The sequence below is a fragment of the Pedobacter sp. R-06 genome, assembly GCF_049913135.1.
Lineage (GTDB): Bacteria > Bacteroidota > Bacteroidia > Sphingobacteriales > Sphingobacteriaceae > Pedobacter.
In genome coordinates this window covers 3625576-3648737 of the sequence record NZ_CP183977.1, presented here as the reverse complement: position 1 = coordinate 3648737, position 23162 = coordinate 3625576, and the positions used below count along the sequence as shown (strand labels likewise).

27 protein-coding genes and 1 tRNA gene are annotated in these 23162 nt (G+C 40.5%); 9 read left to right on the top strand and 19 right to left on the bottom strand.

Features of this window, described 5'->3' with window-relative positions; genetic code table 11:
* Positions 1-177: 177 nt before the first annotated feature.
* The 12 genes from ACN9MR_RS14540 to ACN9MR_RS14485 form a co-directional block, all read right to left on the bottom strand.
* The gene (locus tag ACN9MR_RS14540) at positions 178-1278 is read right to left on the bottom strand and encodes a glycoside hydrolase family 43 protein (RefSeq protein ID WP_426324642.1); all 1101 of its coding nucleotides are present in this window, start codon (positions 1276-1278) and stop codon (positions 178-180) included.
* Between the two features lie 21 nt (positions 1279-1299).
* Positions 1300-4152: a glycosyl hydrolase 115 family protein gene (locus ACN9MR_RS14535; protein ID WP_426324641.1), complete on the bottom strand. Its 2853-nt coding sequence runs from the start codon at positions 4150-4152 to the stop codon at positions 1300-1302.
* Positions 4153-4155: 3 nt separating this feature from the next.
* Positions 4156-5262: an endo-1,4-beta-xylanase gene (locus ACN9MR_RS14530; protein WP_426324640.1), complete on the bottom strand. Its 1107-nt coding sequence runs from the start codon at positions 5260-5262 to the stop codon at positions 4156-4158.
* A 38-nt stretch (positions 5263-5300) separates the two neighbouring features.
* A complete protein-coding gene (locus tag ACN9MR_RS14525; RefSeq protein WP_426324639.1) occupies positions 5301-6140 on the bottom strand; it encodes a sialate O-acetylesterase in 840 nt (279 codons plus the stop codon).
* Positions 6141-6241: 101 nt separating this feature from the next.
* Positions 6242-7321: an endo-1,4-beta-xylanase gene (locus tag ACN9MR_RS14520; RefSeq protein WP_426324638.1), complete on the bottom strand. Its 1080-nt coding sequence runs from the start codon at positions 7319-7321 to the stop codon at positions 6242-6244.
* 205 nt (positions 7322-7526) lie between these two features.
* Entirely contained in the window at positions 7527-8408 is an 882-nt protein-coding gene (locus ACN9MR_RS14515; RefSeq protein WP_426324637.1) for a glycoside hydrolase family 43 protein, read from the bottom strand.
* A 216-nt stretch (positions 8409-8624) separates the two neighbouring features.
* Positions 8625-9182, bottom strand: coding sequence for a ferritin-like domain-containing protein (locus ACN9MR_RS14510; RefSeq protein WP_426324636.1), 558 nt, complete (start codon positions 9180-9182; stop codon positions 8625-8627).
* A gap of 119 nt (positions 9183-9301) precedes the next feature.
* The gene (locus ACN9MR_RS14505) at positions 9302-9979 is read right to left on the bottom strand and encodes a DUF6766 family protein (RefSeq protein ID WP_426324635.1); all 678 of its coding nucleotides are present in this window, start codon (positions 9977-9979) and stop codon (positions 9302-9304) included.
* Positions 9980-9988: 9 nt separating this feature from the next.
* Positions 9989-10465 carry a CinA family protein gene (locus ACN9MR_RS14500; protein WP_426324634.1) on the bottom strand — a complete coding sequence of 159 codons (477 nt, stop codon included), beginning with the start codon at positions 10463-10465 and terminating at the stop codon, positions 9989-9991.
* Between the two features lie 203 nt (positions 10466-10668).
* Positions 10669-10950 carry a hypothetical protein gene (locus tag ACN9MR_RS14495; protein ID WP_426324633.1) on the bottom strand — a complete coding sequence of 94 codons (282 nt, stop codon included), beginning with the start codon at positions 10948-10950 and terminating at the stop codon, positions 10669-10671.
* Between the two features lie 107 nt (positions 10951-11057).
* Positions 11058-12611: an FAD-dependent oxidoreductase gene (locus tag ACN9MR_RS14490; RefSeq protein WP_426324632.1), complete on the bottom strand. Its 1554-nt coding sequence runs from the start codon at positions 12609-12611 to the stop codon at positions 11058-11060.
* Positions 12612-12788: 177 nt separating this feature from the next.
* Positions 12789-13709 carry a diacylglycerol/lipid kinase family protein gene (locus ACN9MR_RS14485; RefSeq protein WP_426324631.1) on the bottom strand — a complete coding sequence of 307 codons (921 nt, stop codon included), beginning with the start codon at positions 13707-13709 and terminating at the stop codon, positions 12789-12791.
* 65 nt (positions 13710-13774) lie between these two features.
* On the opposite strand from ACN9MR_RS14485, the gene surE reads away from it, so the two are divergent.
* Positions 13775-14503: a 5'/3'-nucleotidase SurE gene (gene surE, locus ACN9MR_RS14480; protein ID WP_426324630.1), complete on the top strand. Its 729-nt coding sequence runs from the start codon at positions 13775-13777 to the stop codon at positions 14501-14503.
* Positions 14504-14559: 56 nt separating this feature from the next.
* On the opposite strand, the gene ACN9MR_RS14475 is transcribed toward surE, so the two are convergent.
* Positions 14560-14760 (bottom strand): hypothetical protein, encoded by a 201-nt coding sequence (locus ACN9MR_RS14475; RefSeq protein ID WP_426324629.1) that lies wholly within the window; start codon positions 14758-14760, stop codon positions 14560-14562.
* Between the two features lie 338 nt (positions 14761-15098).
* Between ACN9MR_RS14475 and ACN9MR_RS14470 the strand changes: the two genes are divergently transcribed.
* Complete coding sequence (locus ACN9MR_RS14470) at positions 15099-15521, top strand: hypothetical protein (RefSeq protein WP_426324628.1); 423 nt, start codon at positions 15099-15101, stop codon at positions 15519-15521.
* A gap of 102 nt (positions 15522-15623) precedes the next feature.
* Here ACN9MR_RS14470 and ACN9MR_RS14465 read toward each other — a convergent pair whose 3' ends face one another.
* The 5 genes from ACN9MR_RS14465 to ACN9MR_RS14445 form a co-directional block, all read right to left on the bottom strand.
* Complete coding sequence (locus ACN9MR_RS14465; RefSeq protein ID WP_426324627.1) at positions 15624-16004, bottom strand: response regulator transcription factor; 381 nt, start codon at positions 16002-16004, stop codon at positions 15624-15626.
* Positions 16005-16061: 57 nt separating this feature from the next.
* The gene (locus ACN9MR_RS14460) at positions 16062-16337 is read right to left on the bottom strand and encodes a hypothetical protein (RefSeq protein ID WP_426324626.1); all 276 of its coding nucleotides are present in this window, start codon (positions 16335-16337) and stop codon (positions 16062-16064) included.
* Between the two features lie 112 nt (positions 16338-16449).
* Entirely contained in the window at positions 16450-17193 is a 744-nt protein-coding gene (locus tag ACN9MR_RS14455) for a DUF72 domain-containing protein (RefSeq protein WP_426324625.1), read from the bottom strand.
* A gap of 38 nt (positions 17194-17231) precedes the next feature.
* Positions 17232-17528 (bottom strand): hypothetical protein, encoded by a 297-nt coding sequence (locus ACN9MR_RS14450; protein WP_426324624.1) that lies wholly within the window; start codon positions 17526-17528, stop codon positions 17232-17234.
* A 57-nt stretch (positions 17529-17585) separates the two neighbouring features.
* A complete protein-coding gene (locus ACN9MR_RS14445; RefSeq protein ID WP_426324623.1) occupies positions 17586-18059 on the bottom strand; it encodes a low affinity iron permease family protein in 474 nt (157 codons plus the stop codon).
* A gap of 324 nt (positions 18060-18383) precedes the next feature.
* Between ACN9MR_RS14445 and ACN9MR_RS14440 the strand changes: the two genes are divergently transcribed.
* From ACN9MR_RS14440 to ACN9MR_RS14420, 5 genes are all read left to right on the top strand, one after another.
* Positions 18384-18563, top strand: a complete 180-nt coding sequence (locus ACN9MR_RS14440) for a hypothetical protein (protein ID WP_426324622.1) — start codon at positions 18384-18386, stop codon at positions 18561-18563.
* A gap of 158 nt (positions 18564-18721) precedes the next feature.
* Positions 18722-18850 (top strand): hypothetical protein, encoded by a 129-nt coding sequence (locus tag ACN9MR_RS14435; RefSeq protein ID WP_426324621.1) that lies wholly within the window; start codon positions 18722-18724, stop codon positions 18848-18850.
* A 6-nt stretch (positions 18851-18856) separates the two neighbouring features.
* Positions 18857-19090, top strand: coding sequence for a hypothetical protein (locus tag ACN9MR_RS14430; protein WP_426324620.1), 234 nt, complete (start codon positions 18857-18859; stop codon positions 19088-19090).
* A 63-nt stretch (positions 19091-19153) separates the two neighbouring features.
* Entirely contained in the window at positions 19154-21346 is a 2193-nt protein-coding gene (locus ACN9MR_RS14425) for a catalase (protein WP_426324619.1), read from the top strand.
* 52 nt (positions 21347-21398) lie between these two features.
* A complete protein-coding gene (locus ACN9MR_RS14420) occupies positions 21399-22004 on the top strand; it encodes a hypothetical protein (protein WP_426324617.1) in 606 nt (201 codons plus the stop codon).
* Here the strand turns inward: ACN9MR_RS14420 and ACN9MR_RS14415 are convergent.
* Complete coding sequence (locus ACN9MR_RS14415; RefSeq protein WP_426324616.1) at positions 21982-22488, bottom strand: ankyrin repeat domain-containing protein; 507 nt, start codon at positions 22486-22488, stop codon at positions 21982-21984. The genes ACN9MR_RS14420 and ACN9MR_RS14415 overlap by 23 nt on opposite strands.
* Before the next feature lie 168 nt (positions 22489-22656).
* On the opposite strand from ACN9MR_RS14415, the gene ACN9MR_RS14410 reads away from it, so the two are divergent.
* Positions 22657-22733 (top strand) — tRNA-Pro (locus ACN9MR_RS14410).
* Between the two features lie 90 nt (positions 22734-22823).
* On the top strand, positions 22824-23012 hold the full coding sequence (locus tag ACN9MR_RS14405) for a hypothetical protein (RefSeq protein ID WP_426324615.1): 189 nt from the start codon (positions 22824-22826) through the stop codon (positions 23010-23012).
* Positions 23013-23162: the final 150 nt, after the last annotated feature.

Sequence of the window (23162 nt, the reverse complement as noted above, 5' to 3'; positions counted from 1 at the left end):
TACGCCAATTTTGCAAGGCTACCCGTTGAGCTTATTAATTCTAGCTGTATTGCGTGGCTTTTTTGCCCCGGTTTCTCAATTTGTCAATTCCTGAAACCTGGGGATAATAATAGTTCTACCTATATTAACTCATCAATTCCTTCAATTCCACATAACAACCTTATTTTCAACTTACACTTATTCAACCCATGGTTCAATCATTTGGATTGTTCCATCGGCATTGTGCTTCAATTCGGTCACTTTCACATTTCTAAGGTGTGTTTTTCCCGAAAGCTGGGTGTCATGGTAAAAGATATACCATTTGCCTTTTATCTCTAAAATGGAATGGTGGGTAGTCCAACCTTGAACGGGCTTCATAAAAGTGCCTTCATAAACAAATGGTCCATAGGGTTTATCGCCAATCGCGTAAGCTAAATAATGGGTATCGCCTGTTGAATAAGTAAAATAATATTTTCCATTAAATTTGTGCATCCATGCACCCTCAAAAAAACGTCTGTCGTGGTCATTAGTGAGTAATGCTTTTCCTTGTTTATCTACAAGCTGAACATCTTTTACTTCACCATCAAAAGATAACATATCACTGCTCAATTTTGCTACTTTAGCACTCAATGCGGGTTCATTTTCTTTCTGTGAATCGGTTTTAGATCCATTGGCGTCGTATTTCCCGTTATTCCAACGTTGCAACTGCCCGCCCCAAATTCCACCAAAGTACATGTAACTGGAGCCATCGGTATCTGTAAACACCGCCGGATCGATACTATAACTTCCTTTAATAGGTTCAGGTTCAGCCTTAAATGGTCCTGCTGGATTTTTTGATGTAGCAACACCGATTCTAAATACATCAGATTTATCTTTAACCGGGAAATACAGATAATAGGTTCCGTTTTTAAAGGCAGCATCGGGCGCCCAAAGTTGTCTGCCGGCCCATGGAATATCTTTTATGCTTAATGCCACACCGTGATCGGTAACTTTACCATTAACACTGTCCATGCTCAAAATGTGGTAATCTCTCATGTCAAAATGATCACCATTATCATTTTCCGGCGTGCCAGCCTCGATATCATGCGAAGGGTAAATGTAAATTTTTCCGTTAAAAACGTGCGCAGATGGGTCGGCCGTATAAATTTTGGTAATAATGGGCTGCGATAAATAGCTGGGTTTTTTAGGCGTGTTTGCCGTTTCCTTTTCTGTTTTTTGGTTTGCTTGCTGGCAGGAGCTGGCAATAGCCATTCCCATAATGGAGGTAAAAAGGGTGATTTTTTTTAATTCGTTAATCATGTTGTTCATGGTTTTGTTAATTTAATTTCGTATGCTTTTAATGCTTTCCGGTGGTCCTAAATAACTTGGTTTTAATCCTCCCATATCTAGTACTAATTTTTGCAGTACCACGCCTGGATTAATCATCCAATAGTTGATGGTGTGTTTTCCGGCTTTGTTAAAGACAAGGGGAGTTTTAAAAATTTTGATATTGCTGGCTACCGATTGTCCCCAGGTATAATCAGAGATGTAATCCTTGTTGATATTAACTACTATAGGAGGCTGCTCGTCTAACGATACTGCGAACTTTAGTCCATCCTTCCCCGTAAAATCTATAGTGGGCGAGATAAAGGTATTTAAGGTAAAATTGCCCGTTTCAGTTACAAAAATGTCGTAAGCCAAATTTGGTGAGCCTTCACCAGGTTGCTGAATCGGTGAAGTTACAGGTGTAGCGATTATTCCGCCCCTGGTTTTTCCGTAATTGGGAATGGTTTTCCAAAAAATAGGTCTACTGTTTACCGCTCTGCTATAACTTGTCGCTTCCATCGAGATGTAGCCGTTATCAGGGAGGAATAAATTAGCAGGCAAGTTGGTTGGTATAGTGTTTTCGGTTTTAATGGGGATGGTGATGCTCGATTTATCATTGCCAGAAACGATAATTTCACTTGTTTTGGTGTTTTTTGGAGCTTTACTCCAATCGATGCTGATTTGAATTTTCTGATCATCGTGAAGTGTTCCCTTTTTACTGCTTAACACTACAAAATCAGGCGCTTTGATGTCGTATTTCAGTTCACCTGCACCTGTTCTAAAAATTTCGAGCGTATGCGATGTATTTGCAAGCGCTGAAAAAGTGAACCCTTGCGCCACCTTTGTTTTTCCAGTAAAGTGGAGCTCCGAGTTTTCCAGTGAAATGCCCAGTGTGGTAGTAGCATTGTTAATCAGCGTAGTTTTAGGGATAATATTGCTATCAGGCTGTTGCCAGGAAGTGTAACCAATATGCGTTTGATCCATCATATAGTCCCATTTTCCTCCAGCCATTGTTTTGTTGTAGTAAGTGCTGATTTCGGCATCTCGCTTAAATAAAGAATCAACTTTCCTGGCGAAGCTATTCGTAGAAAATCTGCCCTGTTTGGCATATAGTTTGTTTTTGGCCACAGCGAGATACATCTCATATAAATTAGATACAGCCTCAATGGGGTGGAAAACCAATTGATAATAGGCATCTTTTTGATTATCAATTAATTGATGGTTCGTGGCGACTGCCTTTTCTTTAAGTTTTTTAAAGTCAGCGGTAACTTGTTCAAACTCATTATAGTTGCTCAAACTATAGGTATTTGCATTAAGTAGTTCTGGTTTAATTCTACCTGCGTATTTTAGGTAAGTGTCTATGTGGCTGGCAATTGCTATGGCGTATTCATTGCCAAACTGCTTAGCCGACCAATTAATTGTGTAGTCTATTAATTTATCGGCTGGGATGGCGTCAGGATTCCAGGCATAATCTAAAAAGAACTGGATGGGGAACTCCATTGGTTTTAAATCGCCTACGTTTACGATCCAGATCTGATTAGCATCATGTTCGTAAGCCAATCGCATTTGTTCCCAAATTTTTTGGATAGGGTTGGTGTTTACCCATTTGTAATTTCTGGGGCCACCCACATAGTCAAAGTGATAATAAATCCCATAACCTCCTTTTCTGGGTGCCTCACCTAAACTTGGCAATTTTCTAATGTTGCCCCAATTATCATCGCATAAAAGTAAAGTTACATCATCGGGAACGCGCATCCCTTTGTCGTAATAATCTTGAACTTCCTTATACAAGGCCCATAGCTGTGGTGTTTGTGCTGCAGGTTTTTTTGTTACTTTTTCAATAATTTCACGTTGATCTTTTACAATTTTTTCCAATAGAGCGGTAGCTGTGCCTGTAGACATGGGCTCGTCGCCATCGCCACGCATGCCAACAGTGATGATCTGTTCTTTATCGGCTACACGTTGCAAGCCGCTTTCCCAAAATGCACGTAACTGTTCTGGATTTTGATCATAGTTCCATTTGCCACCTTTATATCTTTTCCACTCATCATGGGCACGTGTTAAGGGTTCATGATGAGAAGTTCCGATCACTACGCCATACTCGTCGGCTAAAATAGGGTTGAGTTTATCGTCGTCGTTAAATGCACTTCCCCACATGGCAGGCCATAAATAATTCCCTTTTAGGCGAAGAATCAATTCGAACACCTTCTCATAAAACTTATGGTTAAACCCTCCAAATTCTTTTCTGCTCCAACCGGAAAGTGCTGGAGCTTCGTCATTTAAAAATATCCCACGGTATTTTACCGCTGGTGAAGAAATGATATGACGCCCCGCAATAACATAGAGCGAATTGCTTTTTTTTACCGGAACATCAGCCCAATAATACCATGGCGAAACACCGATTTGAGAAGAAAGCTCGTATATTCCATATATCGTTCCGCGCTTATCACTTCCGGCAATTACTAAAGCAGAATCAATGCCTTTGATTGGGTTTTTTATCACCTGAATTAATGTGGCTTCCCATTTTCCGGCAATTTCAGAGACATTTAGACCATGGTTTCTGATCATTTCGTCGATGATTTTGCTGTTGCCGATAGTGCCGATGATAATAGGCATGCTGGTTGTTTTATCCGTTAAAAATTCGGGTTCAAGTCCACTTACCTTTTTTATATCGTTTTGAAGATTTTGGGCGGCACGTATAACGCCTGGCCATTCGTTAGCACTTACTAAAACAGACGGAACCTTACCTTTGCTCACCACAGCAAAACTTCCAGGCAAATAAGTATTTACCGTAATTGGACCAAGCCCAGCGGCTTGTACAATGACGATGTTGAAAAGGAGTAAGGCCAACAGAAATATTTTCTTCATTATCTAAAATTTAATAACACCCCAATAGGCTTTTTTGGGTTTCAATTGCGTGTCGAAAAGTAAGGGGTAATTTTTGCGGCCAGGTACCGGATAACCATCCAGCCAGGTACGGCGATCTGAAATGTTCCAGAATGTAACGTTGGTGATTACATTTTTATACTTTCTGAAAACGTTGAACACCATTTTGTACTTTGCAACCTGCCTGGCTTCGAGTTCAGCGGTATAAGCATCGTTTTCATTCGCACGTTTGGCACGTTTATTTTTCTCCCATGGATAAATGGAAAGATCTAACTCGGTAAACTGTATTTTAAGGCCCAAAGATGAATAGCGTTCAATTGCTGTAACGAGTTCTTTTTCAGTAGGTTCGTAGATAGACCAATGCGCTTGGAGGCCAACGCCGTCTATGGATACACCTTTGTCCTTCAGGCTTTTGAGCAACTTGTATACGCGTTCTCTTTTTTCTGGTCGTTCGGTATTATAATCATTGTAATAAAGCTTTGCATCGGGATCGGCAGCGTGCGCATATTCAAAGGCTTTAATAATAAAGTCTTCACCACAGATCTGGTACCATTTCGAATTTCTTAAGTATTTTGTAGAATCGTCGTCAATGGCCTCATTTACAACATCCCAGGCGTATATTTTTCCCTTGTATCGTCCAACTACGGCATCAATATGTGCTTTCAGTCGTTGTAACAATACGGTTTTACTTACTTCCTTTCCGGCTTTATCTGTGAAAAACCATGAGGGCACCTGTTCGTGCCAGCATAAATTATGGCCACGTACTTTGATGCTATTTTGCGCTGCAAAGCTGATGATCGAATCGGCTTCCCGCCAATTAAATTTCCCCTCTACAGGCTGCATCGACTCCATTTTCATGTCGTTTTCTGCTGTAATGCTGTTAAAATGTTTTTTAATCAACGCACTTTCCTCTCCGCTCAGATTTCTTTTGCCAACAGCAACACCGATAGGGAAGTAATTTTTATAAAAATCTTTTAAACCCCTGGTATCTGTTTGATTACTGGAAAGCGATTGACCCGTTTTACATCCTCCAAAGCCCAGCACGAAGAATAGAAATAGGATATAGCTTGAAAATATATTTTTGGCACTCATTGTATCTTGATCAATTTGGAAAATTATAGACCATTTGATTATTTTTTGCCGAGTAAGCTCAGCATTTTTTCTCCATATCTTTTGCCTAACATACGGTAGCCTTCGGCAGAAAAATGTAGATTGTCTGGTCCATCGGGGCAGCCCGCAGAAGAAATAACATGTGCGTTGGGAATGGTTTGTGGTAAGGTTGCAATAATGGCGTTCATACTGGCACAAACTCCACCTTGGTCGGCGTTTACCACTTCTCCGGCTAGTAATGGAGTATTTTTAGCTTCTAATTTCAGGTCTTTCAGCAGGTTTTTATATACGCCTTTTACTTTTTCCGGCCACGCTTTGTCGCCGGTATTTGATTCTCCCTGATGCAACAATATCCCTTTGATTATACCGCTTTGCTGTGCAATTTTAGCCATCTCTACCATCCGGGCATATGGGTTTCCCTCGTATTCAGCTAACATGCCCTTCATCCAATCTGGTGCTGTTGCCGTGTATGATTGGTAATTTTCTTTGTCGAACAGTTCAATTTTACATCCGCCTATGGCAACATTGATTACACCGATTTTAATATTTTTGGGCAGACCGGCAACAAGTGTCCTACCGAAATAATCTACCGGGCCAAGCCCCGTTTTACATCGTGTTAGCGGTGGAACAGCAGTATACCAATTGCCTTTTGTACGGTTTAAGTTGTCGCAATTAACGGCTTCCAACAGGCGAAACCGTTGATCAACTGCTGTAGTATCTTGTGCCTCAAATTTAGCGGCACCTTCCATGTTCGATTGTCCGAAACATAGAAATATATAAAAATTCGAATCCTGTGAAAATGAGGGAATGCTGATCAGCAAAAAAGCTGCGCAAGTAAAGATGGCACGTAGTTTAATCATATTTGGTTATAAGTAGGTTGTATTGATATAGGTACTGTTACGCTTAATAGCTGATGATTTAGCAGTACATATCGTCTTTAATCATCAAATTTGTTGTTTGTTTAAAATTTTGTAACCTCGTAGTATGCTTTTTTGGGTTTTAAATCCGCATCAAATAGTAATGGAAAATTTTTCCTGCCTCTGCCATCGAGCCAGCTGTAGCGGTCGGAGAGGTTCCAAAAGGTAACACCTGTAATGTTTTTTTTATATTTTCTGAACACCTCAAAAACCATCTTATATTTTTCCAATTGCTGCTGTTCCATTTCTGGTGTAAAAACAGCTGCATTAACGCCTTTTTCTCCTGTAATCATCTGGCCGCCCTGTCTTCCCGAATACACGGAAACATCTAACTCGGTAAATTGGATCTGAAGGCCAAGAGATGAGAATAATTCAATAGATTTTTCAAGCTCGGAGCGGGTAGGGTTGCTGATAGACCAATGTGCCTGTAATCCAACACCATGGATGGGAACTCCCTTGGCTAACAGATTTTTAAGCATCCGATATATCTTATCCCGTTTTATGGGATTTTCCGTATTGTAATCATTATAAAACAACAATGCTTTTGGATCTGCTGCACGTGCATCCCTAAATGCTTGTTCAATAAATTCCTCTCCGGCAATGTTATACAGTTGAGATTTTCGGAAAGTGCTGGTGTCATCTGCAATCACCTCATTCACTACATCCCAAGCATAAATTTTTCCACGGTACCGGGATACAACAGTGTTGATATGGTTTTTAATCCTGGAAAGCAATACTTCTTTAGTCACCTGGTTTCCTGTAGAATCTTTAAATAGCCATCGTGGCGTTTGTGCATGCCAGATTAAGCAGTGCCCCCTTACTTTTATCTTATTATTTAGTCCAAATTGAACAATTGAATCAGCCATTTGCCAGAAAAATCTATTTTCATAGGGATGTATTGGTCCCATTTTCATTGCATTTTCTGCAGTGATACTATTAAAATGTGCTAAGATCAGCGACTTTTCCTGATTATGGAGATCGCTTGGTTTGACTGCAACACCTATGGGGAAATAATTTTTATAGTAATCTTTTAGCCCGCTGGCTCTTTTGTATGCACTTAGGGTTAGGATTCCTAAGAAAAGGAATAAAAGAATCGCTAGTAATTTGTTGGGCTTTCGGCTCATAATTTGGCTTGATGATTAGTAGGCTAAATTATTTGGATTGTGGCTATGAGAATAGTTTATTTCGTCATTTTTACTAGTACATTTGAATAATTGGGTGTTTTTTTTGTAGCACCCGTTATTTTGTGCTTCCCTGGTAAATGCAATTGCAGCGATCTGGATTAGGACAAAGAATCATACGGGCATCTAGCTTTCTTTGGCAGGAGCGTTACCGTAATCCTTCGCTGGTCATGAGCACCCGCTTGATTGTCCCATCGGGATTATAATAAAGATAATCCACACAGACCGAACGCCTGTGACTGCCTCCGCCTTTTAGTGCGCCGTTATGATAAAAGAAGTAGTGCTTTCCTTTGAATTCGACAATGGCAGGACGGTTTGTTTCACAGTTTCCAGCCAGTTCGTTCAATATCCCTTTGAATATCCATGGTCCATGTATGCTCGGGCTCATGGCGTAGGCTACCTTTTCCGGACTGCCATAACCGTAGGTCAGGTAGTACCAGTTGTTGCGTTTAAAAACATGAGCACCTTCCGAGAAACCAGGTAGTTCAATCGTATTGATTTTGCCCTGCAGACTGAGCATATCATTACTTAGTTTAGCGAAATAACACTGTTGGTTACCCCAAAAGATATAAGCTTGCCCGTCTGTGTCAATGATTACAGAAGGATCAAGGTTTGCCATCGGATTTTTGTCGAAAGGAATATCATTTCCTGTGATCAGGGCCGATCCGATCGCATCACGGAAAGGACCTGTAGGTGTTTCTGATATTCCAAGTGCAATTGCTTTGCCTGGTATATCGCGATGGGAGACTGCAGCAAACCAATAAAAGTGCTGTTTGTTAAAAACCACACAGGATGCAAACGCATCCCCGCTTGCCCAGCTAAAATCTTTTGCCTGTAGTGGTATCGGATGTTCTTCCCAGTTGATCAGGTCGGCAGAAGAAAAGCAGAGCCAGTTGCGCATGATGTAGTTTTGTGACTCTGGAGGTGCTTCATCGTGGCCGGTATATAAATATACTTTCTGATCGTATACCAAAACAGTTGGATCAGCGGTGAATTTGTGGTTGAATAGGGGATTTCCGGTGTTGATCATATCATTTGCATAATAAATAACACTTATAATGCCCGTTAATGTTCGATGGATGTGATCTGATAGATTCTTTTGTAAAAAAGAGGTTATATCATAAAGCTAGATTTGTCATCCTGTCCAAAGGACTCCTGTGGAGAGCCTGTCGAAGGATCCACTTAAATACCCTTTAAGGTGTTTCAACAGGCTCAACACGACAGCCTTTATGATATCCCCTCTTTTTTATTCTGCAACGGCCTCTTCATTAACCGCATTCACAGCGATCTCGGTGAGTGCGACATCAGTTGCCTTTTCGTTGTCAAGGGTCTGTGAAAGAAGTTCGGCCACGTCGCTGTGTCCGATATTTTCGGCAAACACCCTAAGGGTACCGTAGGTTGCAATTTCATAATGTTCTACTTTTTGAGCTGCCAGGATAAGTCCTGCATCTCTTATCATCGTACCTTTTTCGGTATCAGTAATAATTCCATCAGCTTCTTCCAGTAAACCTGCCATTGCATCACACTTTTTAGCTACTGGTTTTTCACCTAGAAGTCCAAAAACTTCTTCCAGTGTGCTCACATGTTGTTGAGTTTCCGTTGTGTGCTTTTCAAAAGCTGCTGCAAGCTCAGGGCTGGTGGCCGCTTTTTGCATTTTTGGAAGCGCTTTAGCAAGGTGTTTTTCTGCCCAGTAAATATCCTTTAATTCATCAATAAAAAAATCATGGAATTCAGAATTTTCTATTTTTCCTGTTTTTGATGTAGATTTTGAGGCTTTGTTGCCTGCTGTTTTTGTTGTTGCCATAATTATAATTTTAATAGGTTTTTGATATCTATAGAACAGGTTGAAATTTCAAATGGTTTTATGTATTTTATTTTAAGTTCTTGGTACCAATCTATCCATTATGGTCAATTTTAATATTTCTATTTTCCGGTTTCCATATGCGGCGCATCTACCGGTTTAGATTCCGGGGAGCCTTTCTGCCTTAAGAAAATAGTGAATACCACGATAGCAGCTACCGAGAGGAATTCACTCTGCCAGTTTTGAAAGGTTTCAAACCAGAAGTTGGCCTGCCCCAGATAGGAGGTCATCGTATCTGTTACTTTACCTTTTAATATTTGCTCAGCGTTGTGATCTAGCCAGCTACCATAAAAATGGAGGTACCAGCTCACCAGAAAAAGGATACAGAAAGCAATAGAAAGCGAGTTGGAATACAGTTTCAAAATCAGTCCGCCCTGGCGTACGGGCCAAGGGGCATTTTTCGAGGCGACAGGCTCGCGGTCTACCGCTTCTTCTTCATCAAGTTTTTTAGATTCGGCCGACCCGATCTGGCGCAATTTTACGGTTAGCAGCACATAAAGGACCATCTGCAAAAACTCGCTTTCAAAATTTTCGAAAGTGGCGGAAATAAAATGCCCGGTATGAAGGTAATTATTAAAAGAGACCGGCGAAGCTCCCTGGTCGCTCAGTTCGGTATTATGTTCTTTCCAGCCGGTAATTGCCTGTGCTAAGAGTGTAAAAACAAATAGGCTGATAAAGGTTACCGAAAGTCCATTCCGGTACAGCCAGGTCTTTTTTGGAAATACTTTCTTTGCTTTCATATCTATTTATTAGTTATCCAGGGAGGTGAGGTAATCTGCTAACATGGCTGCGCAAGCGAATACGGTTGCTGTAACAATTTCCTCGCGACTGCCGGTAAAATTAAGCCTTTCTGAAAAAGCCAGTTCGTTGTGATGTGTAGCATAGATGAACATGGTACCTACCGGTTTTTCCTGGGTTTCACTTCCTCCTGGAGCAGTAAGTCCGGTGATGCCGATATGGATGTCAGCATCGATCAGTTTTGACAGTCCCAGGGTTATGGCCCGTGTAACCTCCATTGATTCAGGTGTATAGGTCTTGATCAATGAAGCGTCAACCTGTAAAAGATCTTCCTTTAAACAGGCATCATAACAAATAATTCCTCCTTTAAGGAATTTACCCGCATCTTCTATCATTGAAAAATCTGCTGAAAGCCGGCCTGCGGTTGCGCTTTCAGCAAAAGCGATTGTGAGGTTTCTGCCAATAAGCATTTTTCCTACACTTTTCATCTTGTTGTCCATTATAAAATCTGACTATTGGGTCCCCGCATTAACAGATCAGTTTTGCAGGTCTCTGCAGAATCTGATGGTGGTAGTGCGGAGGTCTTTTGGCCTAAATAACAACCTTTATAGATAAATGGTTTTATGTGGCGGAGGACAGGAGCGGAACTTTTCTGATAAACAAAATGAAGATCTGGCTAAAGCATATATTATCACTGATTTACAAGGTGATTTTCAATTTCGCCCGCAATGAGGTTAATTTCATGAATACCTAATGATACCTGTGCCGCTTCAGAATTCAGTCTATGGTCGAAATATTCTAGCATCCCAGGATCAATCTCGTCCTGTTGGAGCAGTATCCAATCCAGTCCCATTTTTCGGATGGCACCAAGGATACTGCCAAAATATACAATTATATAATAATCTTTCTTTGGGATAATAGTCAGGGTAATTTTATCATCACCATGATCGATCTGGATATTAAATGGAACCATAAAATTACAACCCTAATGTTGATGGATTTGTTTGGACATTGGTCTTTTTTAGTCCCGCTTTTGGTAATGGTTGAAATCTTGTTCAGATTTAGATCTGAGCTTGTTTATCAAACTTGTCCAGTCTTGTGGATTTCTATTCTCTCTAATGCTTTCCTTGGTGGCCCGGTAAGAACATTACCATCGGTAGCGAATCTTCCTCCGTGACAAGGGCAGTCCCAGCTCTTTTCGCTGGCGTTCCAGTTAACAATGCAGCCGGCATGTGTGCACACAGGGCTTAAGGCGATAACCTTGCCGTTTATATCTTTATACAAAGCGAGCTTTTTGCCATCTAGTTCTACTATTTTTCCTTCATCGTTTTTTAGCTCTTTTGTTGACCGGATAATTTCTGTTCCAAATCGGTCAGCAACGAAATGATAGGCCACATCTGCATTTTCTTGCACAAAGTCCATAAACCCGGAAATAGGTTTCAATCGCGACGGGCTGAGCAGTTTCGCAAGATCGTTCTCAATACCCAATATCAGATCGGTTAAGATAACTGCCGAAAGGCTGCCGAAGATCATCCCGTTCCCGTTAAAACCCGTTGCTACAAAGCTGTTCGCATCACCGCCCGGAAACTGCCCAATATAGGGTAGGCCATCTACGGGAACATAATACTGTGATGACCACCGGTAATCAATGGAGCTGATGTCAAAATTTTCCATTGCATATTGCTCTAGCGCCGAAAAGGCCTTTTCCGGATCATCGTGCCCCGTCTTATGGTCAGCGCCACCAATTAACAGGTATTGATCTCCATCTATTTCATGACTTCGGAAGTAGTGATAAGGCTCTTGCATATCATAGGCCAGGCAGTTGGGGTAATCTCCGCCTTTAAGTTTAGCGGCCAGTACATAACTTCGGTAAGGCGCATTTCTGAGCGACAGGATATTAATTCCAGGCGGAATGTGTGTAGCCCATACCAAATGCCTGCCCTGAACGGTTATATTTACTGCTTTTATATAGTGGATGTCGTCTTTATACTCACTGTTTTCAACAAAGGTATGCTCCAGGATATCTCCGCCCAGTTTAAGGAACGCTCTGGCGAGGCCTAGTATATATTTTATGGGATGGAATTGCGCCTGCTCTTTAAATAATAACACGTGCTGGAAATTAATTGGAATGCCGTTTTCAAATACCTCACTTACCTTAACACCAGCCTGCCGGGAAGAGGCAAAGATGGATTTAAGCTGCTCAGTCTCTTCCTGGTTTTGAGAGAAGAGGAAGGCATCTTTGTATTCAAAGTCTGCATCGATTTCGAGCGCTTTGATATTGCTGCGGATCATTTCGATTATTTCTTTTGTAGCACGGGCAAGTTGTGCAGACGCTTCTTTTCCAAAATCGCTATCAATCTCCGGATAGGTGGCATCCAAAAAGGTATTCAAATGTGCGCTTGTGCCACCAGTAGTACCGAAACCCAGGTTTTGCGCTTCAACCAAAAGACATTTTTTACCTTTTCGCTGCAGTTCAAGGGCAGTGGTTACGCCTGTAATTCCTCCACCAACGATTACTACATCGTAAATTGTATTTTCTTTAAGCGGTTTGATTTCCAGGCGGGGATGCGAAACCTGCCATAGACTTTCATTTTCTCCGTCCCTGGCGGACATAAGGTCGGTATGGTTTTTCATAAGCTGTTTTTATATTAAAACAGGAGGTAAAGCGCAAAGGTTTTCGAATTATAAGTGATTTTATAGGGCTTATTTTGCTACTTTAAACGTAAGGTTGTTCTTTTTGGATAAAAAAGCCCGATTAATTTCTACAAATCTTCAATCTGTAACGGTAGCTTTAAATGGTGTAAAACAAATTTATTTGAGTTTTTTACTTTCAACCATTATTTCTACAAGGCTGTGCATAAGGTTTACTTTTAAACGGCTTTTTTTTATGTCATTTATTAACTGATCATCTACGTGCGCATCTTTTCCGTTCCATTTTATCTTTAAGTGTTTTGTTCTTATCGGTGGCACAGGAAATACTACATCTTTGCCTTTTGCAATTTCTGCGATATAATTTTTTAGGATTTCCCTTTGGTTTTCTTCTACAATTACAACATCAAAAAAACCATCACTGGGATCGGCGTGTTCACTTAACCTCAAGTTAGGTCCAAGGCGCGAAATATTCATGATTTCGACCATGATACATTTTTTCCTGATTTTTTTATCCTCTACCTCTATACTACAGGTATGAGCAGTATAGGTTTCGGTAATTGCTAATAACGTATCCAGTGCAATTTCAAATTCATCTTCAGCCGTTTTTATTGCTGTTGTATCCATGCCTTCGAGCTTTTGCATTAGTTTAGGAAAAATGCCAAAGCCAAAAGATTCGATGAAAAACAGTGGTTCTGCTGTTCCGGTAACCTGTCCAATATCAAATTTTCGCAGATTGTAATTAGACCAGGAGGCTATATTTCGGTCCAGATCGCTTGAAATACCAAGAGAAGTTGCAATATTATTTGCAGTACCAAAGGGGAGAAGGGCTACGGGTCGTTTGTAACGCAGTTTTTTATCAAGAAGCTTGATAATCGTTTTTTTTATGGTTCCATCGCCGCCGGCAATGGCAATAAATGAAGTTTCGGGGCGGATATCTTTTAACGAACGTTTTTCAGAAGACGCATAATCTATCGAAAAGCCATGACGCTCAATAGCAGACGAGAGTTTTTTTTCTGAATGTTTTTGCTGTCCTGCTCCAGGATTATGGATTACATGAACTAAAGGCGCTGGCTTTTTCATCTTTATTTGAACAATATAGGCCAGACTTAGTTTTATTAAGAGGTATAAACAGTAAAAAAATAGAAATGAATATCTTAATCACCAATGACGACGGCATTTACAGCCCCGGAATAGCAGCACTTGCCAACATTGCCAAAACTTTTGGCACAGTAAGAATTGTTGCCCCTGATGTAGAACAGTCATCAATGGGCCATGCAATAACACATTCACGGCCTTTGAGCTACAAGAAATCGCCGATTGCTTTTGAGGGTATAGATGCCTTTCGGGTAAACGGTACACCAGCCGATTGTGTTGCACTTGGCTTGCACCTATATTCTGATACCAATGTGGTACTTTCGGGGATTAATATGGGACCAAATTTAGGCAATTCCATGTGGCATTCGGGCACATTGGCTGCGGCAAAACAAGCTGTTCTTTTGGGTGTAAAAGGTATTGCTTTAAGTACACCAGTTGGCCGTACCGAACCTGATTTCGAAAAACTAAAACCCTTTGTGGTCAGTTCACTAGAGGAATTATTTATAAACAATGAGCTTGCCCTGTATAATGTTAATTTTCCGCCAGAACCTAAAGGCATTAGGTGGACGCGGCAGTCTGTGCGCCTGTATGATGGAAATGTTGTTCCAGGAGAAGATCCGATGGGACGGAAACATTTTTGGATCACAGTAACCCCGCTTGAGCCGGCCGAAGAAGACACCGATCGCTGGGCGGTTGATCATGGTTATGTTTCTATTACGCCATTGCGATTAGATTTGACCAATGAGGCTGAACTTGTAGGCCACCTGATGTCTAAATAGCTTAAAGTTGTTAGAAAAATTGTTGGTGCATTAAAAAGGCCCGTTAGGGCCCTTGCTTAATGTACCGGATTGGTTTTGTGCATGGTGTCACGTTTGAGTGTGTCACGTTTGGTGGTGTCTTTTTTAGACGGCCACTCTTTGGTTTTTTTTACTGGCTTTGTTTTTTCCGTCTTTTTTTTAGTGGTGTCTTGTCGTGTTTGTGCAACCGATGCCAGGCAGATTGAACAGACTAGCATCATAATCATAAGTTTTTTCATAAGAATAGAATTATTGTTAAAATACTAGTAATAAAACAATTGTGTTTTTGTGAATGTTTTATGAATTTTTCATTTTCGTCTATATTCAGCACACAACCATTGGTATTTTATGCAATTCTTCTCCATCAACCCATTAATTTATAAAACCATATCTGTTTTTACTTTGTTTTATGGTGAAAAAACGGATTAAATAAGCCGAAGAATTTCTACTGGTTTATCTACAGTTAATTAATGAGTATGTAAAAAGAGTTAAAATCATGAAATGTCACCAGTTTTGTATATTTCTTATCGTTTCGCTGTTTTTACTCAGCTGTAAGCATGATCAGACCGAATTTGCTATGCCAGATCGTGAATTTACCGACTCCGTGTATCCTGAAATGCAATATCAGCAGCAGTTGAATCTTGAACTGCAAAAGATGGCTGATGCTCCAGAAATTAAGGATTTAGGCATCAGGAGAGAGCATGAAAATCAAGCCTATATTCAGCAGTTAGCCGCAAATACAAATACGCAGAATCAATTTCAACAAACTTCGCTCAAAGAAGAACACCTACAAAAACTAACGTTATTGCGTCTACATAATCCGGTCCAATTCGAACAGTTACATTCACTTCTCGTAGATTCAGATCAAAAAATGATTAGCTTCCATGTAAAAGCTACTGGTTCTACAGGATTGCTCAATCCTGATTTGAGGGCTTGGGCTGAAGCAAAAATTGCCCATTGGACGGCAGACTTAAGTGAAATCCAACGCTTGAAAAAATAACCAAAACTGATATTGCCGCTCCGGTTTTTATCGTTCTGGTGTTTGCGCTATAATTAAACGAAGTTTTAATCCAATCCGGTTGATTTAAGTTTAATTAGCCGTTTACGTATCCTTTCCAGCACTTTTTAAATTTAATAGATCAACTATCTTTTTTAATAATACAAAGATATCAAAAGGCTTTACCACAAATTCTTCGGCGTTACATCCGCTGGTCATTTGTTGTATATCGGCATGGGCACTCATCATAATTACTGGTGTAGCAGCAGTTTGAGGATCAGCCTTAAGCAGTTTGCACACCGCCATCCCGTTGCCGTCGGGTAGCATTACATCCAATAAATAAAGGTCTGGATTGATATGCTTTCTGCTAAAAAACTCATTAACGGTAGTATAACATGCTACCTGGTAGCCTTCTTCTAAAAGCAGGAACTGTAATATATCTCTTATCCCTGCATCATCCTCAAGTATACAGATCAGTTTACCCATAAAGAAAATTTGTACACTAAATATTTATTCATTAACAATAGCATTTGCGTTTTCAAATTATTCTGTAGCAGCGGTTTTTTGATCTTTGTTGTTGCCTTCTTCATACCTGTCCTCCTCCTTTTCATCTTCGTGTACAATAAGCGAATGGGGAGTGGCTGCGGCAGGGTTTGCACCTGTGCCAGAGGTTTTGGGCAAACTTAAAAGATCGTTGTTATTGATTAATGGCGTGTTTTTTATTTCAGTATTACCCAAGGCCATTTGATTTAGCTGTTCCTGGTTTTTCCTTTGATTGCCTTTCTCAAGGTCTTTTCTGTCGTTTTTGGTATTTGCCATAATGCGATTTACTTTGTTAAAATAAACAGAACCATCAGATTAAAAGTTTTAAGCAAAACGAAAATTAACAGCATAAGCTTGGGTATTTTAGCCTAATTTTTTATTTGCCAAATTATTTTTGATACGCCGGACCGATCATCTTTTTTATTTCGAGCGCATTAAAAGCAGCATAACCAGCCTGGTCATTATCGAAATAGAGGTACACGTCTTTTCCTTCTTTTATCCACGAAATCAACATATTGTTCCACTTTGTTAAGCTATTGTTGTTATAACTTCCCTGATATTTTCCTTCAGGTCCGTGTAGTCTGATATACACGAAATCTGCTGTGCTCAAAATGGGAGATTGATGCCCGGCCAGCTCATAAATACAAAAAGCACAGTTATATTTGGCCAGCAGCGTAAATACATCATCATGATACCAACTTGGATTTCTGAATTCGAAAGTATATCGGTGCTTTTTAGGAATCATTTCCAAAAATCTTTCCAGCCTTTCGGTATTTAATTTCCATTTAGGTGGGAGTTGAAAAAGGATAGGTCCCAGTTTGTTTTCCAGCCCTTCACTGGCTTCTAAAAAATCCAGGATTTCAGCCTGCTCCACCTTCAATTTTTTGAGGTGGGTAAAATATCTGTTGGCTTTAACAGCATAAGTGAAATTCTTAGGGCTTTGCAATTGCCATTGCTTAAAATTATCGATGCTTGGTTGGCGATAAAATGAATTATTCAGTTCTACAGTATCGAAATGTTCGGTAAAATATTTAAACTGATCTTTCTTTTTAAGGTCATCAGGATAAAAATTGCCCTCCCAATGACGGTATTTCCATCCCGATGTGCCGATGTATGCTTTTCCTAATTTCATATTTCGTTATCAGTCTGTTTGCACATTGCTGCTACCAGTTATTCAATTTCTCCATCAGCCATGCCATCTAAAAACCAGCCAGACCTGTATTCGAATCTTGCTGATGAAGTTTTCGATTTATTGGTAACCTTGCCAGTAAAATCATGGGCAATATCGCCTTCGCTCTCCAGAATCTGTTTGGCCAGGTTAGCATATTCATTTAAATCCAATCCATCGTTGATAATATAAGTCAATTCCCCGTTCTCGCTCCATGATGATTCAATTAATCCGTCATCAAATTTTTTCTTTAATGTATTCAACTCTTCTTTGCTGTTATTTAAGGATAGGTCTTTCATCTTTGTTTTATCTTATTAATTAATGTGCTATTAAATTATAAATGGAACGACTAAGGTTTAACCATTTTTTTTATTTTTAACTAGCCTGGGAGCAGCTGTTAATTTTTCTTCTGAACGTTTTTTTGCAGAATCAATTGAATGCGAATGGTGGATATCTTCTTCCTTTTCTGCCACATCAGAAAGTTTTGCATAGTATTTATGTAATACATCCAGTTCTGCCTCCGAAAGATCTTCAATATCAACCATACGGTTACTTGCATGTCTACTGGCTGCCAATAACTCATTAAGTTTTAACTGTATGGCCTTCGAATCCTTATTCTGCGTTTTTTGGATCAGAAATACCATTAAAAAAGTAATAATTGTTGTTCCGGTATTAATTACCAGTTGCCAGGTATCCGAATAGTTGAAAATGGGGCCGCTAACGCCCCAAATTATAATAATGCCAACAGCTATGGTAAAGGCGCCAACACTGCCGGTCCAATAGGTAATCCTGTCAGATATACGCTCAAAAAAGTTTTGCTTGTTTGTCATATTCTTTAGTATTAAGTCTAAGGGTTTGTATTATTTACATAAACAGGCGAAAATTTCAGAAGGTTTTCAGTTTTTGTTTTCTTCTTGCCTGCCTTTGAGATATAAATACCAGGGCGTCCCTTTTTTAAGTTATTAAAAACCATGTTGATACTGTGCCTGCTGAGAAAAATTTAATTGAAATATTAACCAGTGTTGCAACTACATACCTTAACTGCTAAATAAATCAAACCTGCAACAGGTTTGCCGTGTTTATAATGAAGTACAGCTTTTAAAACAAAGGTTGCTTCTTGCAGAAAATAATTTCAAAGGTTTAAACTTAAGACAATGGAAAACAAAAAAACAGATCAGCAGAACAATGAGAATAAGGTTGGTGTTGTACTGCATTCACAGATTGAGGCCAGTGATGCAGATAGTGCTTATCAGGATGAGGCTTCTGCCAGGGAATTATCAAAACAGGCAGGAAAATCGGATTCGGATGCGGACCGCGCAGAAGAAAATGGCTGAATTCATCATAAAAATTAATTTTTTTGAAAGAGTATGATACTAAAAGCACTATGGCTAAAGTGGGTAACTAACATGTTAGGCTAAATTGTTAAAACCATTTATTGTTTTTGCAGGTTTTCTATATACCGAAAATACATCCGGTGCCATAAAAATATCTTATGAAAAATCAGATATTCCCTTTTCTCGCTATCGTGTTTTTTGCCTTGCCCTGTGTTCAGGAAGTAATTCGGAATAGTGCTACTTCCAGGGAAGACAATACTGAAACTGTTGAGCATATCTATCCTTAAAACTACATGGAAAAACTCATTGAACAGCTTAATGCATTTTTAGGAAACAGAATTATGGATCTGAAGACAAAGGGACCAGCGGAAGTTGATATACTGATAGATGAGAAGCAGCCCTTAGAATCCTTCGCATCGCAACTCCGGAGCCATAATATAGAGCTTGTTGATGAAAATACATGGGCAAGGATAAATTTTGTCCGTGCCTACGGCACATTAGCCGATAGTTTTTCCCTAAACCAGTAAATGCATAAACCGCAGAAAAAATAATCGTTAACAGCCCAAAAAGAGGCCTAAGTTAAAAACACTATGGATAAGAAAACACCAAAAAGAAAAAATAAACCTGCCCAACCAGAAAATGATAAGACGGCCAATCTGGAATCTTTTGTAGCAGATTCGACAGGCGAATTTTTAACAACTAACCATGGGGTTAGAATTAATGATGATCAGAATTCGCTCAAAGCCGGAGAAAGAGGGGCAACACTTTTAGAGGATTTTATCCTCCGTGAGAAAATTACACATTTCGATCATGAACGTATACCCGAAAGGGTAGTTCATGCAAGGGGGTCTGCAGCACATGGTGTATTTAAGGTTTATGAAGATATGTCTAAATTAACCAGAGCTGCATTTTTATGCGATCCGGGAGCAGAAACCCCGGTGTTCGTTCGGTTTTCAACGGTAGCAGGCTCTAGAGGGTCGACAGATCTGGCGCGTGATGTAAGGGGTTTTGCCGTAAAATTTTATACCCAGGAAGGAAATTTTGACCTTGTAGGCAATAACATGCCAGTATTTTTTATTCAGGATGCGGTTAAATTTCCAGACCTTGTTCATGCAGTAAAACCTGAGCCTGATAATGAAATGCCACAGGCCGCTTCGGCTCACGATACTTTTTGGGATTTTATTTCCCAGATGCCTGAGTCATCGCATATGATCATGTGGCTGATGAGTGATCGTGCCATCCCCAGGAGCTACCGCATGATGGAGGGCTTTGGTGTACATACCTTTAGGTTTGTAAATGCCAATGGTGAAGCCAGTTTTGTGAAATTCCACTGGAAGCCACTTTTGGGCGTGCATTCAGTGGCCTGGGATGAGGCACAGAATATTTCGGGTAAGGACCCCGATTTCCATAGAAGGGATCTTTGGGATGCCATAGAGGCTGGTGCCTTCCCTGAATGGGAACTCGGTGTGCAGATCGTTCCTGAAGCTGATGAGTTTAAGTTTGAATTTGATCTTTTGGATCCTACCAAACTGATTCCTGAAGAACTTGTTCCTGTGCAGCGTATTGGTAAAATGACACTCAACAGAAACCCCGATAACTTTTTCGCGGAAACTGAGCAAGTCGCTTTCCACGTTGGCCATGTTGTACCAGGTATCGATTTTACAAATGATCCTTTATTGCAGGGCAGATTGTTTTCTTATACCGATACCCAGCTAATCCGACTGGGAGGACCAAATTTTCATGAAATCCCGATTAACAGACCTGTAATTCCTGTGCATAATAACCAACGTGACGGCCATATGCGCCAAACGATCAACAGGGGTAAAACCAGTTATGGTCCGAACGGACTCGCCGCAAACGATCCAAGACAGGCACCAGCTGCACAAGGTGGCTTTGTAAGTCATAATGAGGCAATTGATGCCAGAAAGATCCGCGCAAGGAGCAGGAGTTTTTTTGATCATTTTTCGCAGGCCCGCTTATTCCTCAATTCACAGAGCAATGCCGAAAAGAACCACATTATTGATGCCTTTAGCTTTGAACTCGGTAAAGTAAAGGCCATTCCTGTGCGGGAACGTATGCTGGCTGTATTAATCCAGATAGATAAGGGCCTGGCTGAGGCCGTTGCGCAGGCACTTGGCCTGCAGATTCCAAAAATCCCCTTGGCAGACCTTAACAATAGCCTGCCAGCTGATGGCAAGAGGAAAGATTATGCTTCTGTAAATCCTAAAGGAAGCCTTGCAAGGTCCACAGCGCTAAGTATGGCTACAACGATCAAAGATACAGTCAGATCAAGAAAAATTGCAATCCTTGCTGCTGATGGAGTAAATGAGCAGACCCTTAGCAAAGTTAAAGATTTCCTTGTTGCTCAGGGAGCGGTAGTGCATATTATAGCGCCAAGATTGGGTGAAATTATTTCGGCAGGCGGTAAAAATATTGTTGTGGATGAAAGTCTTCTAACAGCAGCCTCCGTCCTTTACGATGCAGTATATGTACCTGGGGGGACTAATTCAGTTAATGCACTTAGTGGAGAAGCCAATGCAATTCATTTCTTAAATGAGGCATTTAAGCATTGTAAGGCAATTGCTGCCGACAAACAGGCACTTCAGGTATTGGAATCTACTTATTTTGCTAAAAAGCTACCCGCAGAATATGCCAGCGGTACTGCACTACGCGAAGGAATTTTGATTACTGAAGATATTAAGGCCCTTACAAAGACTTTTGCAGAAATGATTGCTTTGCACCGCTTTTGGGACCGTGAGATTCAAAGAAAAATACCTGCATAGTTTAAGGTACAAACCAGGTGAAGGCCAAAAGCCTTCACCAAATTTATTGGATATGGAAAATAAAAACAACTTCGAAGCCGTACCTGCCCAATATACCGGTAGCGGGATGGACGTAATAGGGCATAGGAACTGTAGCACCCCTGAAGAAGCGACAAAGGTTTTTGAACGGGCGTGTACTAAATTATTGTCCGTCAACGAATGGGGTCATTATGCAGGCATATCCGCTTTCCAATTAATTGATCCTCAGGGTATCCGTGCAGAAAGGCAGGCTCAGCTAAATGATTATATCAGGATCGATATTCCAGGTCCTGGAACCCAGGCTGGAATGGGTTATGACTGGGTTCAAATCGAAGAGATCACAACTGAAAGCGACGACAAGAAGCAGGCATTGTCTATGAGGGTAAGGCCCTGTGCGCATCCTTTGTCACGAAAAAAGGAAACTGCCCACTTTTTAAAAAGCGAAGCTACATCAAGCTTTATCATCACACGGATCGGACAGTGTGTTACTGCGGAAGAACATGCTAGAAATGAAGTTCCAAATACCGATAATGGCAGCCTTTATGATAAGGGACGGAATTTTATGGTGGGTATGGCGGCCAAACTGGGCTTTTCATATCCGCAGTGGAAAGGGCTGGTTAAGGCGCTTTTGCAAGATTAGCATTTTTGCTGTATAATTCAAGCAGTTCTGCTCCGGCTTCGTTCCCCTGTAAAATGGCAAGGTCTAATGCATGCTGCCCCCTGATGTCCTGAAGACCGGTTTTTGCACCATGTTCTAAAAGTAGTTTTAATACCTCATTGCGGCCAAACATTGCAGCAAACATCAATGCGGTTCCACCGTTTCCATGCTGAAGATTAAGGTCTGCCCCGCTTTCGATCAGTAATTTTGCAATATCGGTATAACCTTTAAATGCTGCACCCATTAAAGCTGTGTTGCCTCCCTGATCTCCAAGATTCAAGTCTGCTCCAGAAGCAATCAGGTATGCTGCGGCTTCCAGCTGGTTGTTATAGCAGGCAATAATCAGAGCAGTATAACCTTTATCGTCCTGAAAATTTATATTTACTCCTCTGTGTATGAGTTCTTTTAAAACCTCCGTATCGCCTTTTCTTGCGGCAGGTATAATGAGTTGTTCGATGTTTTCCATTTTTATATAACATTCGCATGCTTAAAAAGTTTAAAGTAAAGCGCTGTTCATTTGCTGTTAAAAACTTAATAATTCTTCAACCTTTTTTTTAAAAAAAAATTCTATCAAAAGAGCAAGTTGATATATCTTTGTAGCAATTTTCGTACTCCCTAAAGGGAATTCAGTAAACGGGATATAGCGTAGCCAGGTATCGCGCCAGCATGGGGTGCTGGAGGTCGGAAGTTCGAATCTTCCTATCCCGACCAGCTTTTGGGCAGACCAACACATTGGTACCAATTTGCTAATTTTTTGAAACTATAGTTATAAAGTATCTGTTTTACTATAAAACAGATACTATGAAAAATTACATCGATCCAAAAGAAGAAGACAACGAAGGTGAAAATGGCAATGAACAGGCACGCATAAGTCCCAACGAAGAAAAAGAAGCCGATGATAACGAGGTTCAACGTGGACTTACCGGCGAAATGGATGATGAAGATGATATTGGCGGAGACCTTGCCGGAAATGCGGGCGGAAATGCTTAGCACCTTAAAAAGCGGGCAGCGATATGTGATGCCCGCTTTTTATTTTATATGTCCTGCCTTATCGATGCCAAGTAACCTGTGATGTTGAATGAACGAACGGGTATATTGTGTTTTTCTGTTTTTCTTGTTGGCCTGCAACACATGCCATGT

What these genes read in the sequence shown, in the direction of transcription:
- ACN9MR_RS14540 (WP_426324642.1), bottom strand. Translation starts at nt 1,278, where the DNA reads ATGATTAACGAATTAAAAAAAATCACCCTTTTTACCTCCATTATGGGA.
- ACN9MR_RS14535 (WP_426324641.1), bottom strand. Translation starts at nt 4,152, where the DNA reads ATGAAGAAAATATTTCTGTTGGCCTTACTCCTTTTCAACATCGTCATT.
- ACN9MR_RS14530 (WP_426324640.1), bottom strand. Translation starts at nt 5,262, where the DNA reads ATGAGTGCCAAAAATATATTTTCAAGCTATATCCTATTTCTATTCTTC.
- ACN9MR_RS14525 (WP_426324639.1), bottom strand. Translation starts at nt 6,140, where the DNA reads ATGATTAAACTACGTGCCATCTTTACTTGCGCAGCTTTTTTGCTGATC.
- ACN9MR_RS14520 (WP_426324638.1), bottom strand. Translation starts at nt 7,321, where the DNA reads ATGAGCCGAAAGCCCAACAAATTACTAGCGATTCTTTTATTCCTTTTC.
- ACN9MR_RS14515 (WP_426324637.1), bottom strand. Translation starts at nt 8,408, where the DNA reads ATGATCAACACCGGAAATCCCCTATTCAACCACAAATTCACCGCTGAT.
- ACN9MR_RS14510 (WP_426324636.1), bottom strand. Translation starts at nt 9,182, where the DNA reads ATGGCAACAACAAAAACAGCAGGCAACAAAGCCTCAAAATCTACATCA.
- ACN9MR_RS14505 (WP_426324635.1), bottom strand. Translation starts at nt 9,979, where the DNA reads ATGAAAGCAAAGAAAGTATTTCCAAAAAAGACCTGGCTGTACCGGAAT.
- ACN9MR_RS14500 (WP_426324634.1), bottom strand. Translation starts at nt 10,465, where the DNA reads ATGAAAAGTGTAGGAAAAATGCTTATTGGCAGAAACCTCACAATCGCT.
- ACN9MR_RS14495 (WP_426324633.1), bottom strand. Translation starts at nt 10,950, where the DNA reads ATGGTTCCATTTAATATCCAGATCGATCATGGTGATGATAAAATTACC.
- ACN9MR_RS14490 (WP_426324632.1), bottom strand. Translation starts at nt 12,611, where the DNA reads ATGAAAAACCATACCGACCTTATGTCCGCCAGGGACGGAGAAAATGAA.
- ACN9MR_RS14485 (WP_426324631.1), bottom strand. Translation starts at nt 13,709, where the DNA reads ATGAAAAAGCCAGCGCCTTTAGTTCATGTAATCCATAATCCTGGAGCA.
- surE (WP_426324630.1), top strand. Translation starts at nt 13,775, where the DNA reads ATGAATATCTTAATCACCAATGACGACGGCATTTACAGCCCCGGAATA.
- ACN9MR_RS14475 (WP_426324629.1), bottom strand. Translation starts at nt 14,760, where the DNA reads ATGAAAAAACTTATGATTATGATGCTAGTCTGTTCAATCTGCCTGGCA.
- ACN9MR_RS14470 (WP_426324628.1), top strand. Translation starts at nt 15,099, where the DNA reads ATGCCAGATCGTGAATTTACCGACTCCGTGTATCCTGAAATGCAATAT.
- ACN9MR_RS14465 (WP_426324627.1), bottom strand. Translation starts at nt 16,004, where the DNA reads ATGGGTAAACTGATCTGTATACTTGAGGATGATGCAGGGATAAGAGAT.
- ACN9MR_RS14460 (WP_426324626.1), bottom strand. Translation starts at nt 16,337, where the DNA reads ATGGCAAATACCAAAAACGACAGAAAAGACCTTGAGAAAGGCAATCAA.
- ACN9MR_RS14455 (WP_426324625.1), bottom strand. Translation starts at nt 17,193, where the DNA reads ATGAAATTAGGAAAAGCATACATCGGCACATCGGGATGGAAATACCGT.
- ACN9MR_RS14450 (WP_426324624.1), bottom strand. Translation starts at nt 17,528, where the DNA reads ATGAAAGACCTATCCTTAAATAACAGCAAAGAAGAGTTGAATACATTA.
- ACN9MR_RS14445 (WP_426324623.1), bottom strand. Translation starts at nt 18,059, where the DNA reads ATGACAAACAAGCAAAACTTTTTTGAGCGTATATCTGACAGGATTACC.
- ACN9MR_RS14440 (WP_426324622.1), top strand. Translation starts at nt 18,384, where the DNA reads ATGGAAAACAAAAAAACAGATCAGCAGAACAATGAGAATAAGGTTGGT.
- ACN9MR_RS14435 (WP_426324621.1), top strand. Translation starts at nt 18,722, where the DNA reads ATGAAAAATCAGATATTCCCTTTTCTCGCTATCGTGTTTTTTGCCTTG.
- ACN9MR_RS14430 (WP_426324620.1), top strand. Translation starts at nt 18,857, where the DNA reads ATGGAAAAACTCATTGAACAGCTTAATGCATTTTTAGGAAACAGAATT.
- ACN9MR_RS14425 (WP_426324619.1), top strand. Translation starts at nt 19,154, where the DNA reads ATGGATAAGAAAACACCAAAAAGAAAAAATAAACCTGCCCAACCAGAA.
- ACN9MR_RS14420 (WP_426324617.1), top strand. Translation starts at nt 21,399, where the DNA reads ATGGAAAATAAAAACAACTTCGAAGCCGTACCTGCCCAATATACCGGT.
- ACN9MR_RS14415 (WP_426324616.1), bottom strand. Translation starts at nt 22,488, where the DNA reads ATGGAAAACATCGAACAACTCATTATACCTGCCGCAAGAAAAGGCGAT.
- ACN9MR_RS14405 (WP_426324615.1), top strand. Translation starts at nt 22,824, where the DNA reads ATGAAAAATTACATCGATCCAAAAGAAGAAGACAACGAAGGTGAAAAT.